General features: G+C 35.3%; 15 protein-coding genes. 6 read left to right on the top strand and 9 right to left on the bottom strand.

The annotated features are described in order from the left end of the window. The first annotated feature begins 24 nt into the window (after positions 1-24). Entirely contained in the window at positions 25-4,164 is a 4,140-nt protein-coding gene (locus tag QMO11_RS18900) for a two-component regulator propeller domain-containing protein (RefSeq protein WP_282039213.1), read from the top strand. A gap of 93 nt (positions 4,165-4,257) precedes the next feature. On the opposite strand, the gene QMO11_RS18895 is transcribed toward QMO11_RS18900, so the two are convergent. From QMO11_RS18895 to QMO11_RS18870, 6 genes are all read right to left on the bottom strand, one after another. Continuing rightward, positions 4,258-5,424, bottom strand: a complete 1,167-nt coding sequence (locus QMO11_RS18895) for a T9SS type A sorting domain-containing protein (RefSeq protein ID WP_282039212.1) — start codon at positions 5,422-5,424, stop codon at positions 4,258-4,260. 349 nt (positions 5,425-5,773) lie between these two features. Beyond that, the gene (locus QMO11_RS18890; protein WP_282039211.1) at positions 5,774-6,919 is read right to left on the bottom strand and encodes a CaiB/BaiF CoA transferase family protein; all 1,146 of its coding nucleotides are present in this window, start codon (positions 6,917-6,919) and stop codon (positions 5,774-5,776) included. 4 nt (positions 6,920-6,923) lie between these two features. Further along, positions 6,924-8,069 (bottom strand): CaiB/BaiF CoA transferase family protein, encoded by a 1,146-nt coding sequence (locus QMO11_RS18885; protein ID WP_282039209.1) that lies wholly within the window; start codon positions 8,067-8,069, stop codon positions 6,924-6,926. A 3-nt stretch (positions 8,070-8,072) separates the two neighbouring features. After that, complete coding sequence (locus QMO11_RS18880; protein ID WP_282039207.1) at positions 8,073-9,209, bottom strand: ABC transporter substrate-binding protein; 1,137 nt, start codon at positions 9,207-9,209, stop codon at positions 8,073-8,075. A gap of 67 nt (positions 9,210-9,276) precedes the next feature. Continuing rightward, a complete protein-coding gene (locus QMO11_RS18875) occupies positions 9,277-10,725 on the bottom strand; it encodes an aldehyde dehydrogenase family protein (RefSeq protein ID WP_282039204.1) in 1,449 nt (482 codons plus the stop codon). Positions 10,726-10,739: 14 nt separating this feature from the next. After that, the gene (locus tag QMO11_RS18870) at positions 10,740-11,513 is read right to left on the bottom strand and encodes an enoyl-CoA hydratase/isomerase family protein (RefSeq protein ID WP_282039203.1); all 774 of its coding nucleotides are present in this window, start codon (positions 11,511-11,513) and stop codon (positions 10,740-10,742) included. A 792-nt stretch (positions 11,514-12,305) separates the two neighbouring features. On the opposite strand from QMO11_RS18870, the gene QMO11_RS18865 reads away from it, so the two are divergent. Both QMO11_RS18865 and QMO11_RS18860 read left to right on the top strand, forming a co-directional pair. After that, positions 12,306-13,046, top strand: coding sequence for a hypothetical protein (locus QMO11_RS18865; protein ID WP_282039202.1), 741 nt, complete (start codon positions 12,306-12,308; stop codon positions 13,044-13,046). Positions 13,047-13,057: 11 nt separating this feature from the next. Further along, complete coding sequence (locus QMO11_RS18860; RefSeq protein ID WP_282039200.1) at positions 13,058-14,173, top strand: methyl-accepting chemotaxis protein; 1,116 nt, start codon at positions 13,058-13,060, stop codon at positions 14,171-14,173. 62 nt (positions 14,174-14,235) lie between these two features. Here QMO11_RS18860 and QMO11_RS18855 read toward each other — a convergent pair whose 3' ends face one another. Both QMO11_RS18855 and QMO11_RS18850 read right to left on the bottom strand, forming a co-directional pair. Continuing rightward, a complete protein-coding gene (locus QMO11_RS18855) occupies positions 14,236-16,128 on the bottom strand; it encodes a methyl-accepting chemotaxis protein (RefSeq protein ID WP_282039198.1) in 1,893 nt (630 codons plus the stop codon). Between the two features lie 127 nt (positions 16,129-16,255). Then, positions 16,256-17,473, bottom strand: a complete 1,218-nt coding sequence (locus QMO11_RS18850) for a glycoside hydrolase family 117 protein (protein ID WP_282039196.1) — start codon at positions 17,471-17,473, stop codon at positions 16,256-16,258. 502 nt (positions 17,474-17,975) lie between these two features. On the opposite strand from QMO11_RS18850, the gene QMO11_RS18845 reads away from it, so the two are divergent. Further along, complete coding sequence (locus QMO11_RS18845) at positions 17,976-19,490, top strand: sulfatase family protein (RefSeq protein ID WP_282039195.1); 1,515 nt, start codon at positions 17,976-17,978, stop codon at positions 19,488-19,490. A gap of 20 nt (positions 19,491-19,510) precedes the next feature. Here the strand turns inward: QMO11_RS18845 and QMO11_RS18840 are convergent, their stop codons facing one another. Beyond that, on the bottom strand, positions 19,511-19,816 hold the full coding sequence (locus QMO11_RS18840) for a transposase (protein WP_282039193.1): 306 nt from the start codon (positions 19,814-19,816) through the stop codon (positions 19,511-19,513). 426 nt (positions 19,817-20,242) lie between these two features. Here QMO11_RS18840 and QMO11_RS18835 point away from each other — a divergent pair, with 426 nt between their 5' ends. Continuing rightward, complete coding sequence (locus QMO11_RS18835; protein WP_282039191.1) at positions 20,243-21,361, top strand: ABC transporter substrate-binding protein; 1,119 nt, start codon at positions 20,243-20,245, stop codon at positions 21,359-21,361. Between the two features lie 26 nt (positions 21,362-21,387). Beyond that, positions 21,388-22,251, top strand: a complete 864-nt coding sequence (locus QMO11_RS18830) for a tyrosine-protein phosphatase (protein ID WP_282039190.1) — start codon at positions 21,388-21,390, stop codon at positions 22,249-22,251. The last annotated feature ends 1,001 nt before the right edge of the window (positions 22,252-23,252 follow it).

The following is a 23,252-nucleotide window of genomic DNA, read 5'->3' as shown; positions in this document are numbered from 1 at the left end:
GAAACACGTTAATCGATATCCACTATGAGAAATGTAATTTTCACATGCCTTAACATCTTTTTAATATTAGTACCCTCAATAGTATTATCAGCAAATAATGTTGATAAAGCCCTCATTAAAATTCGTACCCTAGAGAACCAACCTCAAAACGAGGTAAACTTTATATTTCAGGATAAGAATGGTTTTATGTGGATTGGCACTTTGGATGGCTTGCATAAGTATGATGGATACACCTATAAAACATATCAAGTAGAAAATAATAGCAATAGTATATCTAGTAACCTTATAAAAAGTATAGCGGAAGACAGTAAAGGAAATATTTGGGTTGGAACCTACGATAAGGGTATTTGTAAATTAGACCCGCGCACAGACGAGTTTACTAATTATTATAATACACCTACGAAAAAATATTTTAACACTAACGATATTACAACCTTAATAATTGATAACAATGATATTATATGGACTGCAAACTGGCAGGGTATTAATAAAATAAAAATGGATTCAACAATGGCGAATATTGAATCTATTGATATAATACCATTTGATACACGCAAAGAGGGATTCATTAAAGTATTACATCAAGATAAATTCAATAATATTTGGGTTGGAACCAATAATGTACTGCTTAGACTATTAAACCCTGATGCTGCTATATCCGACATAAAATATCAAAGTTTTAATATTAACAGTGAAACAATCTGCAATAGTGATAATGGTATTTATGTGGGAAGTGTTAGCGTATACCATATTGAAACCAAAGATATAGGCAACAATACACAAGCTCAAGTAATTGATGCCAAACCAAGTTCTGCATTATTCTGGCATAATAATATTTTATGGATAGGAAATAGAAATGGTTTATTCAAAAAAGAAAAAATAAAAGACCACTGGCTAGAAACCTTACCTTTCATTGATGATTTTACTAGAAATAAAATTAACTGTAACATCGTTTCGTGGATTACCTCCGACAAAAATAACCAAATATGGATTGGAACAAGGGGTGGCGGTGTTAACATTGCGAGGGAAAGTAAAAAACCATTTGAACACTATAAAAATACAACAGAGCAAGGTAGCTTAAGCAATAACTTATGCAGAAGTGTATTTGAAGACAGTGAAGAAAATTTATGGGTTGGTACCGAAGAAGAGGGCGTCAATTTCCTAAAAAAGGGATCAGACTATAAATCAGGATTTATTAAACTCGATGTAAATAAAGACAGTACTAATAATAGAGCGTATGCCATTGAAGAGTCTATTCATCCAAAATCAACGAAGCACAAACGTATAATTTGGGTAGGAACTAGTCATTCTACAAACTTATGCGGCATAGATGCTAATACGCTAAAGCAAGTTGCAACTCCCCCATATATTGGTTCGTTAGGGTTTGTGTTTACCATAAAGTGCTACAAAAATAAATATTTATGGGTTGGAACTTATGGCGAAGGCCTATATCGCCTTGCTTTAAACGAGCAAGGTGAGATTAGTGATTACTTAAAAATGACTCCTTCATCGAAGGATAATACATCTATTTTATCACATATAATCAGAAGTATTAACATTGATTCGAAAGGCAACCTATGGGTTGGTACCGATAAGGGGTTAAACGTACTCCCGGCAAGTGAAATAAATTCAGCCAACCCTAAATTCACACGCTATACTAAAGGTAGTGCAGATGGAGAATTAACTCATGATTATATACTACAGGTATATGAGGCAAAAAATAAAGATATTTGGGTTGGCACCATGGGTGGCGGCTTGATGAAATTTAACGAAGGTATTGGTGGTAACAAACCAATTTTCACAAATTACACTAAGGCTAATGGCCTACCAAACAATACCATAAAATCGATTTGTGAAGATACTGAGGGAAACCTATGGTTAGCAACTAATAAAGGAATTTCTAAATACAATACTAAAAACAAACAATTTACCAACTACGATAAAAGCCATGGTTTACAGGATAATGAATTTTCTGAAATTTGTGCCATCACTCGTAATAATGGCCAAATTGTAATGGGAGGAATCAACGGTTTAAATATATTCTCGCCTGAAAAAATAAAAAAAGACCTTCTTAAACCGAATATGTTCTTTACTAATTTTTATATCGATAATCAGGAAATAACAACGCATACTGAAGGTGAATACAAAGGAATATTGAAAAATAACATTCAATATACCAAAGAGCTCGAATTAGATTACGATAACAATAGCTTTTCTATAGATTTTGTGGCCTTAAACTATACATCGCCACAAAACAATAAATATCAATATAAACTCGAAGGTTTTGATGAGCAATGGTACAAAGCCAGTGCAGGATACAGAACGGCTAAATATACCAATGTTCCGCCAGGAACTTATACTTTTAAAGCCATAGGTTCTAACGGAGATAATGTATGGAGCGATCATCCGGCTAGTGTAAGCATAACCATAAACCCTCCATTTTATAGAACTTGGCTTGCTTTCATATTCTACTTTATTGTTTTAGCAATGCTTGCTGTTTTACAAAGAAGAACAGCTTACATGCGACATAAAAGAAAAAATGAGTTGATTATAGCTAATATTGAGAAAAATAAGATTGAGGAAATTTCTCAAATGAAATTAAAATTCTTCACCAATATTTCGCATGAATTTAGAACTCCCTTGACTTTAATTTCAGGACCAATTGAGAAGTTACTGAAAGACAATAATAACTCAAATCCTACCGACAGAAGATCGTATCTAGAATTAATTAATCAGAATGTAAAAGTGATGATGCGATTAATTAATCAGTTGATGGATTTTAGAAAAATGGAACAGGAAAAATTACTTTTAAAGGTGAATGCTTTTAATATGGTTGAATTTGCTGCTACTATTTTTAATTCGTTTGCTGAATTAGCGAATCAAAAAGAAATCAACTACGAATTTATTCACCAACAAGATGATATACAAGTATGGGGCGATCAAGATAAACTTGAAAAAGCCATTTATAACCTACTTTCGAACGCATTTAAATTTACAAAGAACGAAGGTTCAATTATTGTTGAACTGAAAGTTGATAGCAAAAATGCTTACATATCAATTAAAGATACAGGCTTAGGTATCAGCGAAGAAAATCAGAAACAAGTTTTTGAACGATACTTCAGAGACCGAACACATTTACAAAGCAATGCTGGTGGCACAGGTATTGGCTTAGCACTAAGTAAAGGAATGGTTGAATTGCATAGTGGTAAAATTACTTTAGAGAGCGAACCCGATGTTGGTAGCACATTTACAATTATATTACCACTTGGTAACCATCACTTTAAAAAAGAGGAAATTGAACAAACTCCAACAGCATATGATTTTAACCAGTTATTAAAGACTCAAAGTTATACGGAAGAACCAACGGTGATTCAGGATGATGAAGTGACCATACAATCTCCTGCCCGAAAAGCGAAAATTTTAATTGCTGAAGACAACAATGACCTAATGGTATTTATTACTAAAATGCTTAACAGTCATTTTACCATTATGCAGGCTGAGGATGGAAAAATTGCCCTCGATCTGTGCAAGAAATCGATACCTGATCTTATTATTAGTGATATTATGATGCCTAATGTAAATGGCATAGAATTGTGTAAAACAATAAAATCAACTGAACTAACAAGTCACATACCAGTTATTCTGTTAACTGCTAAAAATACCATCGAATCACAAATTGAAGGTTTAGAAACGGGAGCTGACAGCTACCTTAATAAACCATTTAACTTTGAAGTACTTTTAGCTTCAATAAATTCAATACTACAAAACAGGGCGCAGCTACGTAAAAAGTTTCAAAAGGAAATTGAAATTAATCCAACCATTATTGCCAATAACTCAACTGATACTAAGTTTATTGATAAGATTCTCGCTATTATAGAAGAAAACTTATCAGACTCTTCTTTTACTGTTGAGAAATTAGCGGAAACCTATGGCGTTTCACGAATCTACTTAAACAGAAAAATTAAAGCCTTAACGGGAGAAACTTCGAACCAATTTATTAGAAATATAAGACTAAAACATGCTGCTGAATTATTGAAACAAGGCAATATGAATGTGTCTGAAGTTACTTGGATGGTAGGTTATAACGATTTGAAAACTTTTAGAGTTAGATTTAAAGAAAAGTTTAATATTAGTCCTTCAGATTATTCTCAACAATTTAAATAGCGAAAAAAACATTATACCATTAACAAAAAAGCGTTCTAAAGAATTATTCAATTCATTTAGAACGCTTTTTTGTGATAAAATTGAATTTAAAAACTATTGACGGAGAACACGTTCAGAAAATTGTATCCCATTCTTATCTATTACGTTCATAATGTAAAAGCCTTTTGATAAGTCTGCAACTGAAAATTCAGCTGCTTTTAAATCCACATTAATTTGCTTAACTAGATTACCATCTATTTGGTAAAACTTAATCGTTTTAATTTGTCCAGCCTCTTTAACTCTAACTGTATTCTTAAGAGGATTAGCGAATACAAGCAAATCAGATACCTGTGTCTTATTAATATTTGTTGCTTCTACCCTTTTGTAGGTACGAATCCAATCAATTTTAAATATATTATCTTCTTCAACTGCTAACTCTGCAGCCGTTGGATAAACTCCATTACTAACTTGCCAACCCTGTGCAGCTCCTGAAAAAATAATAGATTCAGGACTTGACAATCCATTGCCATCTAAATGTTCATGAGGATCAATTATATCAGCTCCGGAAACGGTTCTTACCAAATTGCCATCAATATAATACTCTAGGTGAAAAGGATCTCGCCAATATACACCCACTGTGTAAAACCCATTTCTCCAAAGCGAGCCATGTGGCATTAAGCGATAATAACTTCCTGCATCAGTAGGTTGGTAATCTTCTTTATTTTCTGAAAAAGTATGATGACTTAAATGCATCCGTTCAGCAAACCAATTTTTAGACGAATTGGTACTTTCAGACCAACTTGAACCATATGCCTCAACAATATCAATTTCTTCACGGCTATTGGTACTAAGCATCCACACAGCATTTGCCATTACTGCGTTCATAACCTTCATTCGAGTTTCAACATATACTGGATAAACTACCTGATTTCGTGCATGTATGGCACTAAAAAAATTATGCCCTGCCTTTTCTGGATTCACCGTTGCTTTTAATTCTAAATTACCATTAGTTACCTTTGAATTATCGGGTGTCCATATTGTATTTCCAAAACCTGGCCACGAATTAATATAACCATCTTCCCATTTTGAATTAAATATTTCGCCTTTATCTGAACCAGAAGGGGTTTCGTAGTTAAAATCATCAGATAAGGCTTCCACCATTTCCCAATCAAATTCACTATTACCTGCCTCCGCAGGAATATCAATTCCATCCCAATCATATTGGGCAAAAACAACCACTCCATAAATAATTGCAGCTATTGTTAGTGTAATCCTTTTCATATCAAACACATTTTTAATTGTAAAATTTATACCATCAGCCAATAGTAAAAGCTTTAATTTATAAAGCAGAACTATATTCTTATCCCCTTACAACAGGTAAGGATTGATAAACCTAGAAGTATTTTTCGAGACACTAATTGGCAAACAGACAATTAACAATGTGTATTTGATAACTTACAGAATACGCCGCCTTTAAAATGCTTAAGACTCCACATTAAGTACAATCTAAATATTAAGGTATCTTCAATTTCCAATAAAAAGCAAAGCGTATTTGTAAATCGGAAAAATGCACCACCATTCTTAAAATTTTCACAAATACGCTTTCAAACTCCAATAACAAATCTTTTTTCTAAAGGCTAAATTCCTCCTTAATTTTAGAGGTATGCTCACCTTTCATTGGCGACCCTATTTCTGATTTTAATAATGCTCCATTAATTTGAATAGGACAACGTGTGGTTTTGTATGAAAATCCATCGCCCATATTTACTTCCTGAATCATATCGAGTATTTTAAAGGCCTCGGTATCAAACAGTGTTTTCCAATCCATAATTTCAGCACACCAAATATCTGCGGGTTCTAAAACTGCTAACCAATCTGCAGTGTCTTTAGTTTGCAGGTGCTTTCCAAGGATATCTTTAATTTCATCGCGCTGCGTAAACCACGATTCTACTTCAGTGAAAACTTTAAGCTCTTCGCAATTTAACAGCTCTCCTAAAAATGGAATTTGCCCCATCGCTAAAGCGATAAAACCATTTTGTGTAGGATATACACCGTAAGGTGCTCCCAAATAAGCATGTGCACTATTGGTTTTAGCTCGCACTGTTGGTTGTCCTCCATCTGTAAAAAAAGCTGTGATAGATTCAAATTGATATTCTATGGCAGATTCTAACATACTCACTTCTACCCTTCCTCCAACTTGAGCATTTAACTTTCGATATAAACAAGCTAATATTCCTTGACAAAGGTGTGATCCTGATAAAATATCAATTACAGCTAATCCTATTGGTACAGGCCCTGCTCCTTCGTTACCATTTAAGGTAGTGAGGCCTGATATTGATTGTAACATCAAATCTAATCCTGGTCTATCTTTCCAAACACCTTCTTTGCCATACCCGCTTAATTCGGCATACACAATTTGTGGATTGATGGCTTTAACTGCTTCAAATGACATGCCTAATTTTTCAGCTACTCCTGGTCTGAAATTATGCATTACCACATCTGCTTTTGCAATCAACTTATATACTTTTTCTCTATCAGAAACGTCTTTCATATTGGCCTGATAGCTTTCTTTATTTCTATTAATGGCATGAAACATTGATGATTCGCCATTCATCACCAAGTTTGAGAAGTACAACTCACGTGTACTATCACCAGTAATGGGTTGCTCAATTTTAATTACTCTAGCTCCCAAGTCGGCCAAACGCAAACTTGCTGAAGGAGCAGATAAAAACTGACTAAAATCGACAACTAATATTCCTTCTAATGGTTTTGACATGACTCTAATTCAATTTAAATTCTTTTTCTATTGCTTCGTTATCTTCTCCTGGTTTCGGTGCCGATTTGCGACTAAAGAGCTTCTGTCCATCAATGTAAATAGGACATCGCGTTGTTCGCATCTTAATATGATCTGAAGTTTCAACTTCTTGATCCATTTGTAGCACTTTATAACCATCGTGATTGAGAAGCTGCTCATAATTATAAACAGGCGCACATTTTAAATCGAGAGCCTCAAAAATATCCATCCAAGTATCCGTACTTTCCTTAATAAAACAGCCGGCCAATAATTCCATAATCTCATCACGATGCGTAAACCAAGTATTTTTATCGGCATATATCGAAGGCAATTCAATTTCCATAGCCTTGGTTAAGATATTTAAAGGCGTTAATGCAATGGATATATAACCATCCTTAGTTTTATAAACACCATATGGCGCTGCTAAAAAAGCATGGGCATTTCCTTTTTTAGCTCTTTGTGGTTGCTTCTGTCCATTGTTTAAATAGGTAGTAATTAGTTCAAACTGAATATCTAAAGTAGACTCCAATAAACTCACTTCAACAATAGACCCTTTACCTGTTTTTGTACGATCTATTAAAGCAGCTAAAATTCCTTGCACCAAATGAACTCCCGTAAAAATATCAGACGTTGCTAATCCGCTTGGGGTTGGATTATCATCCGCATTACCGCTTAAATGGTTGAAACCGGTAAGCGACTGAATCAATAAATCTTGCCCTGGTTTTTTTGCCCAAGGCCCTTTTGAACCATAACCAGAAACCACCCCATAAATAATACGAGGATTTATAGCCTTCACCGTATCATAATCCAAGCCAATTTTTTCCATCACTCCTGGGCGAAAGTTATGCGTCATAACATCTGCCTGAGCAATAAGTTGCTTTACTTTTTCAATGTCTACAGCATCCTTTAAATTGGCTGCATACGATTGCTTGTTGCGATTGGCAGTATGAAATACCATACTACTTTCATCAATATATAAATTTTTGATGGCAATATTTCTACCTGCTTCACCAGTACCCGGACGCTCTACTTTTATAACTTGTGCTCCTAAATCGGCCATTTTTAAACCTGCCGACGGACCTGCCATAAATTGAGCAAACTCCAATACTTTTATTCCTTTTAACGGTAACATATATTATTTTTTCGACTGTTTATACAAAGTATTTAATGTGTGTAATACTTCTTTAGCATCACCGCCATTCATCATAAACTCACGTATCGGTGCTCCTGCATTATCCTGAAAGAACATGTGCCCATGATATCGCGGACGAAGAAAGGCTCTATCCAAAGCAGGCAAAGTATCTTTAAAACAATCCATACTATTAAAATTGACATAAGTATCTTCCCATGCTTTTCTGTGACCTGGCTGACCTCCATTATCAAAGAACAAAGTACTTTGAGTTAACGGCGCTGCAAAATACTCAACATACTTAGCTGCAATATCTTTATGCTTACAATCTGAAGAAATAGCCAAACCTGTACCTCCTAAAGTAGAAATCAATTTCTGATTATCAATAGCCACCATATCATGGAACTTTAGCAATTTATTGGCATACCCTCTTTTTGAATAATTGGCATAGCCATAGGCGAATGGCGAATAAGCATATTTATCGCCTAAAGTCATAGCCTCATATACTTTAATTGGGTTCATATCGTAACATTCTGCATCAATGTACTGACCTAAATCACGTAGCATTTCTAATGCCTTAAGTCCAACCTCATCGCTTATTACTTTATCTTCTGATTTACATACATCTTCACCCAAAGTAGAGCATACCATATAAAAGCTCATCAGTGTATCCTGCGGAATACCCGGGATGGCGACTTTACCTTCTTTGGCAAGATTTACTAAATCATCCCATGTTGTTGGTAATTCAGGCAGTAAATCAGGACGGCTTGCAGCTACCGGAGTAGCAGCATCAATGGCTAGAGCCCACTGATGATTATTGTAGCCATAGCTCTCGTGAGATTTACCCACAGTATTCACTGCTAAATCTGCCATAAAGGCTTCTGGCAAATGTTCATCTAAAGGAACAATTACACCTGTACGTGCAGCAAAACCAGCCCATGGGTGGTCGATAATTAATAAATCGTAACGTTTTGCCAATTCATTAATAGGCTCATCGGCGAAAGCCTGAAGAGAACGTTTTTCCCAAACTATTTCAACATTTGGATGCAATTCATGAAACCTTTGCGCTGTAGCTACTGCTGATGTAAAACCTCTACTATGATCCCATGTAATCCCCTTAAGGGTGATATTTTTTTGACTCATTTTAATATTATTGTTATTTTTTATTTACAAGAATAGATTTTCAATGATTGCCTAAACATTCACTCAACTAACTTGAATAATCCATGTAAATGGTACGCTTTTGTAAATATTCTTCAATTCCATAAACACCATCTTCGCCACCAAAACCACTCTTTTTATGTCCGGAATGATAGCCTTGTATGTAACCTACGATGTGCTTATTCATAAAAATAGTTCCGATTTGAAACTCTTGTATGGAGCGCATCATTATATTATGATTCTGAGTATATAAGTAAGCAGATAAGCTATCGTCACGTTTATTCAGGAGTGCTTTTGCTTCCTCGTAACCATTGATTTTTACAATTGGTAAAACAGGGCCAAACATTTCTTCTTGAATAGAAGCGTGATCTTCTTTAACATTTAGCAGAACAGTTGGCTCGTACCAGTTTCCTTTTTCAAACTCAGCTCCTTCTGGTCGTTTTCCTCCCAAGGCTAACTCGGCACCTGCTGCAATATTTTGCTGAACTATTTCATTAATTCGTTTCAATCCAACTGGGCTAACATTTGGCCCCATATCAACTGCAGTCATTGGGTTACCCACTCTAATTTGCTGAACACGTTTTAATAATTTATCAGTAAACTCATCTGCAATTTTATCATCTACAAAAACCATTTCGTTACAAATACAAACTTGTCCGCAATTGGCATAACGAGAAATTACTGCAGCTTCAACTGCCTTATCAATATTCGCATCTTCGAGCACAATGAATGGAGCTTTGCCACCCAATTCTAAAACTAAACCTGCCACATTAGTTGAGGCCGATTTGTAAATAGCTTGCCCCGCACGCGTGCTACCGGTCATTGATATTAAGCGGGTGATAGGGTTTTCAACTAAAAACTTACCTAAACTAGGCCCATACCCTACTACCATGCTAATAACACCCTTTGGCAATCCCGCATCGTGCACAAGTCGGCAAAACTCTGAAGCCGTTATTGGAGTTAACTCAGAAGGCTTAATTACCATAGTATTTCCGGTAATTAATGCAGGCCCTATTTTACGACCAATTAAGGCCAAGGGATAATTAAAAGCCATCAGGCCCACTGTAACTCCATAAGGGACTTTATGTATTGATAATTGTTCATTGGGATTATCAGATGGGAATATGCTTCCTTGAATACGCCTTCCTGCTTCGGCAGAATAATTAATATAGCGAATGGTATCGTCTACTTCTCCATATGCTTCGGCAAGAGTTTTTCCTTGCTCCATTACCAATAATTTGGCAAAATGTTCTTTCTCTTTCCCTAATCTATCAGTGATAGCGTATAAGTATTTTGCACGCTCATTAGCTGGTAACATTTGCCATGCAAACTGAGCTTTCTCTGCACTTTCTAAAGCTAATTGCGCTTCGCTCTCATCGCTCACATACATTGAGGCAAAAACTTCACCATTTGCAGGATTCTCAACCTCTATTTTTTCTCCAGAGCTTTTTTTAATCCACTCACCGTTAATATAACAATCGTAGTTTTTAATTTCCATAGCCGTAAATTCTATTATTTAAAATTTGGATTCCTCTTTTCAACAAATGCCAAACTACCTTCTTTAGCATCGTCAGTATCATATAATGTATCAACTAGCTTCGATTCTAATTGCAAGCCATCTTCTAAGGATAATTCTATTCCCATTTGTACACTTTGCTTCACTGCCGCAATGGCTTCCAATGGTCCATCTGCAATTTTTTTAGCAAAAGCATGTACTTCTTCCTCAAAAGTATTCTGCTTAAGCAGATGATTAACCAGTCCTAATTCAAATGCTTTGTCAGGAGATAAGTTATCTCCGCTTATTAATAATTCTAAAGCCTTACCTGCCCCAATCAAACGAATTAAATATTGCGAACCTCCATTACCTGGCATTAAGCCCAATTTAATTTCTGGTAAACCCAAAAAGTAGTTCCCTTCAGAGGCCAAACGTATGTCACATGCCATAGCTAATTCAAGTCCTCCTCCAAGAGCATGACCCGCAATAGATGCAATGGTTATTTTTTTGCTAGTGTGTAATAAGTTGGCCACTTTTTTAGCATACTCAACCATCAGCTTATTTTCATCTACACTATTTTGTTGAAATACTTTCACATCGGCACCTGCACAAAAGAATTTATCAAGCGCACTTTTTAAAACGATTGCTTTAATATTGTCATCTTGTATGGCTTCTTCTATGCAACTCAATAACTGTTTATGAAAATTAATTTCGTAACAATTGGCTTTGGGGCGGTTAATTATAATATAACCTACTCTTTCTTTTATCTCTAATGATATTACCTGATCCATTATTTTGGGATTTAGAATTACAATCACATATAAATCAATCTTTCATATATGAAATTACATAAAGTAAAATTATCTATAAATCACTATAAATATGAGTGGTAAATACATTTGAAAGATGCCCTTTTTGATAACAAAGTATAAATCGATGTAAATTTCTGTACAGTTTTTAACTAGACAGCGATCATACATTGAGGTTAACAGTACATTAATCATTACAATGCAGGATTAAATACATTTCCGCAATCACATACTTAATAACTATATTTATAGCTTAGTATTCAGTAAATTAAGAACAACGACAACTTTAAACCTTTTGCTAACATACCCATTCACGTGTTATACAACATGCTTTTTTCACAAACATTATATTTAACAAACAGTATACTTGCACAAAGTAAATAAGTGAAGATTTATTCTTTTAAAACACTGTTTAATATTTGTAACTAATACAAACATCAACTTTAAACTCACTTTTTCATAATTATGAACAACCCAAACAAGAGGAATCTCGCATACGAGAATTTCAGATTGTTCTACAAGGACTCTGCCCAAAGTGGGGAAGCTTTAATCAGTGCATCGTCTATCAAACTTAAAGCAACACGAAGTTTAATTACGGAAAGAATTACCTTATTAAGAAACTCTTTACTTGTACCTTCTGAATTTGCATGGGCTCTGAATTATATTTCTATTAATTTAGAGATATTTAGCAGTCTTTTGGCATCACATACTAAAGTTTTAGACTTAAACAAAAAAGATAGTCTAATAACGCTATGTTGCAGCTATATAAAATCAATGAAAGGCGCATTACTTAAAGGGCTTGTTACTATGCCTGATGCAAAGGAGAAAATACACAAATTAGAAAACGAAGCTGTAAAGAATAAGGTAAAAATTGTATGCCTTGAGGACCATTGGATTTTAAGAATGCCTAAAGGTCCAAGCTCATTTATATTAAAACCTTTACTTACTAGCCTTAACACAGAGGTGGTTACTAAAAAACAGAAACCAGAATTAAAATCTATAGAAACGACAAAACATAACTTTAAACTTAGTGTTGACTTTGGAAGTGGTTTTAGTAAACATATATTACATAATGAAAAATACCACATTGTTAAACAAGGTGATTTTTCTTCAGGTATTGATTACCTTGTTTTTCTTGCTGATATAACAAAAGAAATAAATAACACTAAAGATATATCTCGTGGCGCAGCAGGTGTTGGTAGAGATAATCCAATTTTAAAAAACTTAGTAAATTGTCAAACTTCAGAGGTGAATACTTTAATTCAAGATTCTGACAAGAAACCAAAAGCTAATTTAAGAGGCCTATATGGCTATATTGCTAAACACGCCATTAAGTTGCTTCCCCGAGAACTTCAAAACGGAGCAGAGATTTTCCTTACTGGGGGTGTAGCTAAACACAGAACATTGCAAAAAATATTTGAGGAAAAAGTTTTACTATTATTAAACCTAAACTTGAAATTATCCCTTAATATATCTTTGCTTTTAGCTCTGCTCTTTACATATAAAACCTTATAATTTTAATAAATATGAATACTTTTCTTTTAGGCTTAACTGCTATTAATTTATCAGCAGCATGTGTTTGGCTAATAGTTTACAAATTATTTAAGAATACTTTTATTCTTTACATAGGCACTATTATTTTTATTACCATTACAATAATTGCCAATGTTTGCTATACAATTGGTATGCAAGGATTAATGCACCTTACATGGGGTGTTCCTGTATCAGGTTTTTCCGTTATTTATAGCTATGTCATACTCGCAAAAAGGGTGAAAGATCCAATTACCCATGTTACATCTATTATTCAAAAGATGAGTAATAAGGACTTATTAGTGGAAATTGACGATAAGTATAGAAACGAAAAGTATGAAATAAAGAATATAATGATTGCCATTGAAGAGCTCTTAAAAAATAATAAAGAATTAATCAATCAATTGGATGAAGGTTCTGATAACATACTCAACTCGAGTACACAAATTAGCTCCAGTGCTAATACAATTAGCACTGGAGCTTCTGAGCAAGCCAGTGGTATCGAAGAGATTTCTACATCCATCGAAGAAATGACCACTAGTATTCAAACAAACTCAGAAAATGCCAACGAAACAAAGGATATTTCTCTAATATCGTATGAACAGCTAAAGGTATCGCACACAAAGGTTGCCAAAACTGTAGCTTTAATGGATTCTATTTTTAGTGAAGTATCTAAAATCTCTACAATAGCAGATGAAACAAACATTCTGGCTCTCAATGCTGCCATTGAAGCAACAAGAGCAGGAAGTGCTGGAAAAGGATTCTCAGTTGTAGCCAACGAAGTTAGAGACCTTGCTACAGAATCGAATCAATCTGCTGAATTAATAACACGTTTGGCAAAAGAAGGTGTAACTTCTATTAATGAAGTTATGAGCGATATTGAGATACTCAATGAGAAAACTTCAAAATCTACTGAGTTAGTAACTGAGGTAGCCGCAAGTAGTGTAGAAATGTCATCGGGAGCAAATCAGATTAATTCTGCTATTCAAGAAATGAATTCTGTAATTCAACAGAACGCTGCATCAAGCGAGGAACTAAATGCTTCATCGCATTCAATGCTTGATTTTGCGAAGCAGTTATCTTCAATAGTGAAGGAATATCAGTACAAATAAAAAAATCCTAAGTAGAAAATACTCAGGATTCTTTAACCACAATACCTTAACCTAGGAATATCCTATACCTTAAAAAATTGAATAAGTCTCTGTAAGTTCTGAGCTTGTTCTGTTAAAGCTTCAGAACTTGCTGACACTTCTTCACTTGAGCTAGCTGTTTGAGTAGCAATACTACTTAATTCTGTTACTACATTGTTTACTTGCTCAATCCCTCGCTGCTGTTCTTTAATGGCTTGATGGTTTCCCTCAATTAATTCATTGGCTTTATCTAAACTAGAAACCATACTCGCCATTTGTTCTTTTGTGGCGGAAGTAAGCGCAAGACTATCGCCCGATAGGGTATTAATTTCACCCCCAGCCTGCTTACTCACATCAGCTAGCTTGCGCACCTCGTTAGCAACAACGGCAAATCCTTTTCCGTATTGTCCTGCTCTAGCAGCTTCTACTGCAGCATTTAATGCCAATATATTTGTTTGCATGGCAATATTGTTTATCACCGAGGTATGTTTCGATATCTCTACAGAAGCTTCCATTGCATCGCTCGTTTTATGACTGAGTTCGTCTACTTTACCAGAGGCTTCTTTTGCTATCTCAGCAGTTTTATTCGAGTTATAAGTATTTTCTTGAATGCTTGATAACATTTCATCCATGGTAGAAACTACCTCTTCAACTGAGGCGGCTTGACTATTGGCACCTCCAGATAACTGAACAGAAGTTGCTGTTAGTTGTGAACTTGCTGAGGCTACATTATTACTACTCTCTCCAATTTCGGTAACTACACTCTTTACTTTTGTAGTCATCGCATTTAATGCATTTGCTAGTTCTCCTACCTCATCGGCTTGAGCCAAATTAATATTTTGCGTTAAGTCACCACCTGCTACTTGCTGTGCAAATTGCACAACGATACCCAAAGGTTTTGTAATAGAATTAGCTATAAATCGGTTTACCATTAAAAATAGAACCATGATAACCAATACTGCAATCAGTAAGGTATTTCTGATGGCAGATACTGACTCTGAAATACTACTACCAAATATATTTACGAGTATATAAGCATCAATAATATCAACATAACGGTAGTACACAATTTGCTCATCTCCCTTTACAATAAAAGATACTTTGCCTTCTTTTGAATCTCTTCCTTTTATGAGCTTATATAAGTCTGAGTCTGCAATATTCTGCTGCTTCTCAGTTGGATGAATAATATAAGTCCCATCGGAATTTAATAATGATGGAAAGCCCTTATTTAAGTACTTTCTTCTTCCAAACGAATTTGTTAAAAACTCTAAGTCTTTTTCTTTTACAGCCGATGTAAGCATACCTATAATTTTACCATGCCGGTATATACCCTTATTAGCTGTCATATACCACTCTCCATTATGTAATTCTTTACTTGAAGAATAGGTACCTGTTTCAATTACTTTTATGAGTTCAGAATCATTTCGAATAAATTTACCAATATCAGGTTTTCCATCCTCTCGCAATATATTAGTAGAAACACAAACATATCCGTTATCTGCTTTTTGATAGAAACGGGTGTAACCATAGGTAGCTTCTTTAACTTGGTATGCAAAAATGGTATCTCCCAATAATGGTTTATGATTAATACTAACCATTGGGATTGAACATGCGAACTTCTCTTGAGACTCGTAATCAATAGCATCAATTGAATTAACAATTGACTCATCAATAGTCAACAAGGATAAATAGTTTAATTTACTTAACGCGGACTTGAAAGTGCTGCTTAAAGCATATTGGTTAGCTATTGTTTGCCGAACTAATAATTCTCTTAAATCGTCGGCCTGCTGATTCATAAATGAATCAGTATTCTGATATAACTGTTCTTTTTGTTTGGTTTGAATAAAAGCCCCAAGTAATAGAAAGCATATTAATACAGTACTTCCTAACACTATATTTAATCTTTTACCGATACTAATATTTGTAATAAACTTCATCTCTCTCAATTTTAGTTTTACAATCTCCCCTTAAGTAGGTTTTATTAAAGTATCATTTAACAACAATTATATTGAGCCAAAAAAAGGGAACGTTACGCTCCCTTTCTTATCACAAAACTAATCTATGTTACTCATCACTTCCTGCCTCTCCAATTGCAGTGTGATTTTTTAAAGCTCTTGATCTAAATCCTCTTATATATTGCCAATTGTAATTTTTATACTCATGCGTTACACCCCAACGTAAAATTTCGGTTGGATGCTTTTTAGTATCTGCAGTTCTATTTAACCCAATGGCATGAGGTGCCCCTTTAATAGCTGCTTTTATTTCGAAGTTAATTCCATCTGGCGACCATTGTACTGTATTTCTTTCTGGTCCATCGGTTGTTATAAGTGCAGCAATTCCACCATCTTGTTTCCAAACACAAATTTCGTGTCCACTATTACTAATTGGGTTGTAAGGTGATTTTACATATGGTCCTTCTGGTTTATCTGCTATAGCAACACCATGACGGATTTGACGACCACCCCAAGTAATTTCTTCTCCCATTTGCTCTCCTTTATAGTATAAATAGAACTTTCCTTTAAAAGGAAGAATACAAGGATCGTGTACTTTATGACTATCGAAATCTCCTTTTTTCTCTACTAAAAAGCGATTTTGAGTAGTTCCTTTCCAAACACCATTATCAGCAGGACTTAAAATAGGTTCTTTAGATTTTGTCCAAGGTCCTCTTGGCGAATCAGCCCATGCCAAACCAACCTGGTTTTTAACACGTACGTTATAAGGCGACTTAACGGTTTGGTAGCATAAATAGAACTTATCTTCCCATTTCATAATCTCAACAGTAAATACTGAACGGTCATCGTAAGCCCCTTTTTCTCCACGTTTTACAGCTGGGCCTTCTTCCTTCCAAGTGATTCCATCATCAGAGGTAGCATACCAAATATCACATCTATCCCAAGGGAATACTTTATCATTTTCAATATCTCCGGCAAATCCGTCTACTTTACCAGTACTTCGGGTATACCAAACAAAATATTTTCCGTCTTCTTTTATTATAGCACTTGGGTCTCTGCGCACCACGCCCTCTTCATAAGCTAAATCACCCTTTAAATCAAAAACCTCAAACTCCATGTACCAATCATTAGTTCTTTCGGGCCAATCTAAAGCTCTTTTAGATGCTGCACTCAAATGGTTTCTATCTGTTATCCCTAACTTATCCAATTTAGCATCGCTAATATTTGAATATTTATCTTCAGAACAGCAAGTCTTTTTCTCATCTGCTTGGTTACACGAAACCATACCCAAGGTTAATACAGACGCTAATACAATCAGTGATTTTTTCATATACAAAAATTTATTTTTTATGATCAGAGAACGTTCCATTTAAACAGTTAAAATATACGTTCATTTCATTCTCGTTTTTATTAAAATCCAATAATCAAATGTATTACTAATGATTCAGACAGCTAAGCTGTAAATAAGCATACTAAAAGTGTGTAAACGATAACAGGGGGTGCAAATTTACATCTACAAGGGTGGTGTTTGAAAATACACTTTTTTTACAGCCTTTTTTACGATAAAGTGTGTTAGAATCATCAATAATATAAATTGAAATTCCATCAGCCATATTTTAAACTTTTCATTTGTTTTTTTACCTCGGAGATATTCGTAAAAGTTGTGCTGTTTATAACTAGACATTGCTGAACAAATCAATCGAAACCCCTAAAAATTGCGCATTATTAAAAAACACCCCCTTACATAAAATGTATATTTCACTTATTCAGTTTGTGCGTTTTTATTAAACTTGTTTTGTGTAATAAATACGTATTTATAACAAACTATACATATGAAATTAATAAGTATGATTAAGCTTGCAGCCATAGTTCTTATTATGTCTGCTTGTCAGAATTCAGCTACTAAAAAAGTGGCTGAAAAACCTAATGTAATTATCATTTATGTAGATGACTTAGGATATGGCGACATTGGATGCTACGGAGCTACAGGAGTAAAAACGCCTAATTTAGATGCAATGGCTGCCAATGGTGTTCGTTTTACAGATGCACATTGTGGATCGTCAACGTGTACACCATCTCGTTACTCATTATTAACTGGCGAATATGCTTTTAGAATTAATGCCGCTGTATTAGAAGGTGACGCGCCATTACTGATTAATCCAGATTCTGAAACCATGCCCGATATGTTTAAAAAGGCAGGTTATACCACTGGCGTTGTTGGTAAGTGGCACCTTGGTTTAGGAAATGGTCAGTTAAACTGGAATGAAGAAGTTAAACCTGGTCCTCTTGAGATAGGTTTTGATTACAGTTTCTTAGTTCCTGCAACCGGAGATAGAGTGCCTTCTGTTTACTTAGAAGATTATAAAGTAGTGGGCTTAGATCCTAATGATCCGATTACGGTTAGTTATGATTCTCAGGTTGGAGATTGGCCAACAGGAAAAAGCAACCCTGAATTAGTGAAGCAGCTGGCCGACCCACAACATAGCGGAACCATTACCAATGGAATGAGCAGAATTGGCTTTATGCATGGTGGTGAGTCTGCCATTTGGAACGATGAAGAAATGCCATTTGTATTGGATAAAAAAGCCAAATCATTTATCAAGGATAATAAAGAAAATCCTTTCTTTTTATATTATGCATATCATGATATACACGTTCCGCGCATGCCAAATGAAAAATTCTTAGGAAAAAGCTCAATGGGTGTAAGAGGCGATGCCATTGCTCAAATGGATTGGTGTACGGGAGAGATTGTGAAATACCTTGAAGAATTAGGAATTGCTGAAAATACTTTAATTATTTTCTCAAGTGATAATGGCCCAGTACTTGATGATGGCTATGCCGACCAAAGTGTTGAACTTTTAGGTGGTCATAAGCCGGGTGGTGCATACAGAGGTGGAAAATACAGCACCTATGAAGCCGGTACACGCGTACCAACAATTACTTATTGGCCTGGTACTGTTAAACCGAGCACAAGCAATGCCCTTTTAAGTCATGTAGATATTTATGCTTCTTTAGCTTCTTTATTAAACCAAAATCTTGAGAATGGTGCTTCACCGGATGGTGAAAATCAAATAGATGCTTTTTTAGGGAAAACTACTAAAGGTAAATCTGTAATGCTAGAGGATTGCTACAATCCTGGCCTAAGAATGGGTAAATGGAAATTTATTCCTGCAACTAAAAGAAAAGCCGATTGGATTGCTAATGCTAAAGGGATTGAAAGCGGGATGGTAAATGAAGATCAATTATTTGATGTTGAAGCTGACCCAGCAGAGCAAAATAATATTGCTAAAGATAATGCTGAAATTGTTACTGAAATGAGAGCAAAACTTAAGGCAATAAAAAAATAATATCATTCAGCTCCCTCTTATCAATAAGAGGGAGCTGATGAAATGAAATTGAATAGACCCGAAAACGTACTGTTTCGACCTCTTGGTTTATCTATTTCTACTTCGCCAAAACTTGTCTTGAGTTTCTTGCTACCCTTACCATTTTTACGATTCTTCTCTTTTCCTGTCTTTAGGTGAGCGTCCAGTTCTCCTTCTAAACTAGCATTGAATAGGCGCTTTAACAAAGGGGCTAACACGCCATCTGCACCCTCTAAAGGTTCTCCGACTTGAAGCTTTTTTATCGCTTCCTTTTCAAAATTCTTAAAATCAAAATCTTCTCGTTCCATAATCGTCAAGTTATAATTATTCGTTTATATACTTGGCACACTTCAATGAACAGACTCGAATAGACCCAAGAAGTATTTCTTCAAACTTATTTTTGCTGCTACATACTGCAAGTGTATCTCTACAAACCAATTAATAGCATACCCCACTATCAAATACAATCCTTCTCACCATAGTTTTTAGCTCAAAAAAAATCCTATTATCCCAATCAGAAAACTTAGAACCTCAATACAACATCATACGCCCTGACAGTTATGCAACCAGTTGGACCTTCCGATTACAAATAACACCCGTTATTGGCAGTCCTTTTATTTAAGCAATTGTTTCCTCTATGTCTATTTGGGATATGGATGCGTCTTATCAGATTAAAAACTCCTGCAAAACAAGTGCACCTTTGTACTATACAAACAACTACAAAACATTACGTCATGAAACTATTTAATAAATTAACATTCGTAGTACTTTTTACTCTAATTACATCCTTGCTGTTTACAGGGTGTCAAAATGCAGAAAGCGACAACAAAAAAAATGTAGCTAACGAGAAGTTACAATTAAAAGTAGCTGGCTACGACTTAGACAGATTAGAAGGAATCTTTAAAGGCAAAGTGCCTATCGAAGGCTGTGAAATAGAATTTCAGAAATTAGGAATTGGCGATGCCAATACGGCTGCCTTTAGTGGTGCCGGCACCTACGATATTACAGAAATAGGGCTACACCCTTTTATGTTAGCCTATGCCAATAACGACTTTAGAGATTACACCTTAATTCCGGTATTTCCCATTAGAACATTTCGTCATAAAAGTATTTTTATACATACCGATAGGGGCATAAACTCACCAGAAGACCTAAAAGGAAAGCGAATCGGAACACCTGGTTATTCTTCTACTTCACTTACGTGGATCAGGGGTGTATTGAAAGATGAGTATGGCGTAGATCCTGAAGATATTACTTGGGTATTATCCAACAAAGATTCATCGGCCGAAGCAGCCGGAAAAATTTCAGCCGAAGAACAAGTGGTTCCTGAAGGCATCAATGCTGTTTATGGCACTGCGGGTAAAGATGAGTCGGAACTATTATTAAGCGGAGAGGTAGATGCCCTGTTTCATGCAGCAGAACCTAAAGCGTATATAGAAGGTAACCCTAAGGTAAAACGTCTTTTTGATGATGCTCGAAGCACTGAAAGAGCCTATTACTCAGAAACAGGTATTTTTCCGATAATGCATGTAATTGCCATTAAAACGGAGCTTGTTGAAGAAAACCCTTGGTTAGCAAAAGCTGTATTTGAAGCTTATTCTAAATCTAAAAGTATGCATTACACCAAGTTAGATAAAATTGGTTGGGCCTATTCATCGCTACCTTGGTTTGCACAAGAATACGAAGAAACAAAGAAACTAATGGGCGATAACTTTTGGCCTTACGGTATCGAAGCCAATCGTAAAACATTAGAAACCCTTTTCAGATACTCATATGAGCAAGGCTTGGCCAGCAAGCATTTAACTATTGAAGAGTTATTCTGTGCAGAAAGCCTAGAATTATCAGAAGAATAAAAACAACAACCAGAACATTATAACTTATGAAAACACTACATATTATAAGCCTCATTTTGCTTTCTACTTTTTTACTGCAGTGCAAACCAAAAAGTAACGATCACTTTAAGAGAAGCATTGCACTGCATGGACAAAGTAACTTTAGAGATATTGGCAACTATACAAACGAGGATGGCGAAATGATGAAATCAGGTTTGGTTTATCGTTCTGGTGCGCTCTCAAAGTTAGATTCTACCGATATAATTCAGCTTGAAGAACTCAATATAAAAACGGTTGTAAGTTTTTTAACCCCTGGGGAGATTGCTAAATATGGGATGGACAAATTACCCAATGGGGTTAATTACTATAACTATCCCATAACTGGCAATAACAACGAAGCACAAACCGTATTGAAAGCAAGGATGGATGGTGATTTCTCCAAGGTGCCGATTTCATTTAACTACGATATTCACCAACTTCTTATTGAGGTTGGGCAATCGGCTTACCTAAATTTATTTAAGCTATTGGCTGATGAAGATAACTACCCCATCGTTTTTCATTGCTCGCATGGTGTGCACCGAACCGGAACGGCAGCTGCACTTGTTCATGCAACTGTAGGAATTCCCTGGGAAACCATTACTGAGGACTACCTTTTATCGAACCAATGCAGAAAAGAGGAAGTATCTAAAAGAATTAACGAGTTATCTAAATTGGCTAAGAATAATCCTTACGTATTTAATATGAAGGAAAACAAAGAGAATATAACGGCTTTTTATAAGCTGAAAAAAGAATATCTCGAAGGCTGTGCCACAGCTATACAACAAGATTACGGCAATACCAATAATTACCTTCAACACATTGGACTTACTGAAAACGAAATATCAAACATCAAAAGTATTTTACTACAATAAAATATACACTGATATGCGATCTCAAGGATGATTGTACTTTATAGAATTAAAAAATTACAGCTAGCCTTGAGATTCCTTCGTGCCTACCAATGACAGAAAATTATATTTACCTGTTTAATAGTGCTTTATGAAATTATCATTAACATCTATTAACAAGTGGCTTGATCCCTACCAATGACAGAAAATTATATTTACCTGTTTAATAGTGCTTTATGAAATTATCATTAACATCTATTAACAAGTGGCTTGATCCCTACCAATGACAGAAAATTATATTTACCTGTTTAATAGTGCTTTATGAAATTATCATTAACATCTATTAACAAGTGGCTTGATCCCTGTCATCAACTCATTATGGCTAATTTTTATTGGTTGGCGGCTCGGAATGACGAGGTGCTTAATTTGAATAATTCGAACGCGAAGGGATTCACGCACGAGCGCTTAAAAATTACAACGCATATACGATATTGCGTCATCGCGAGGAACGACGCGATCTCAAGGCTAACGGTAAAACGTTTATAATTGAACACTTAGTAGAAGCTTTGGGGCTTGAGCATTACAATAACGCATTGGGCTGTCTGCCCAAACCTGCCTACCGGCAGGTAGGCCCGACCTACTTTTCTTTTCTTGATAAAAGAAAGTAGGCAAAGAAAATCAAGGCTGCTTTACAAACTACTTTCTTATTTATCTAAAGCTTAAGTGCGGCCAAGCGATTTTCGAGCAAAGCTCTCAACTTCTTGTTCTTACTATAGCTTTATCTAAAACAAAAGCATTTTGTAAAGAGGCCATTATACGAGGCGCTTAAAAATTACAACTCGTATACGATATTGCGTCATCGCGAGGAACGATGCGATCTCAAGGCGAGCTGTAAAACAGTTTATAACTTATCACTTAACATTTATAACTCATTCCTTGTGCAGGCTCTCCAAATACAGCCTCGGCCTCTTTTTAAATGGCTGCTGTTTTAATAAGCCTTTTAGTAAGACCAAGAAGTTAGGAGC

This window comes from Saccharicrinis aurantiacus, assembly GCF_947489045.1.
Classification (GTDB): Bacteria; Bacteroidota; Bacteroidia; order Bacteroidales; family Marinilabiliaceae; genus Saccharicrinis; species Saccharicrinis aurantiacus.
The sequence above is the reverse complement of the archived record's forward strand: the minus strand, read 5'-3'. Positions and strand labels throughout refer to the sequence as shown.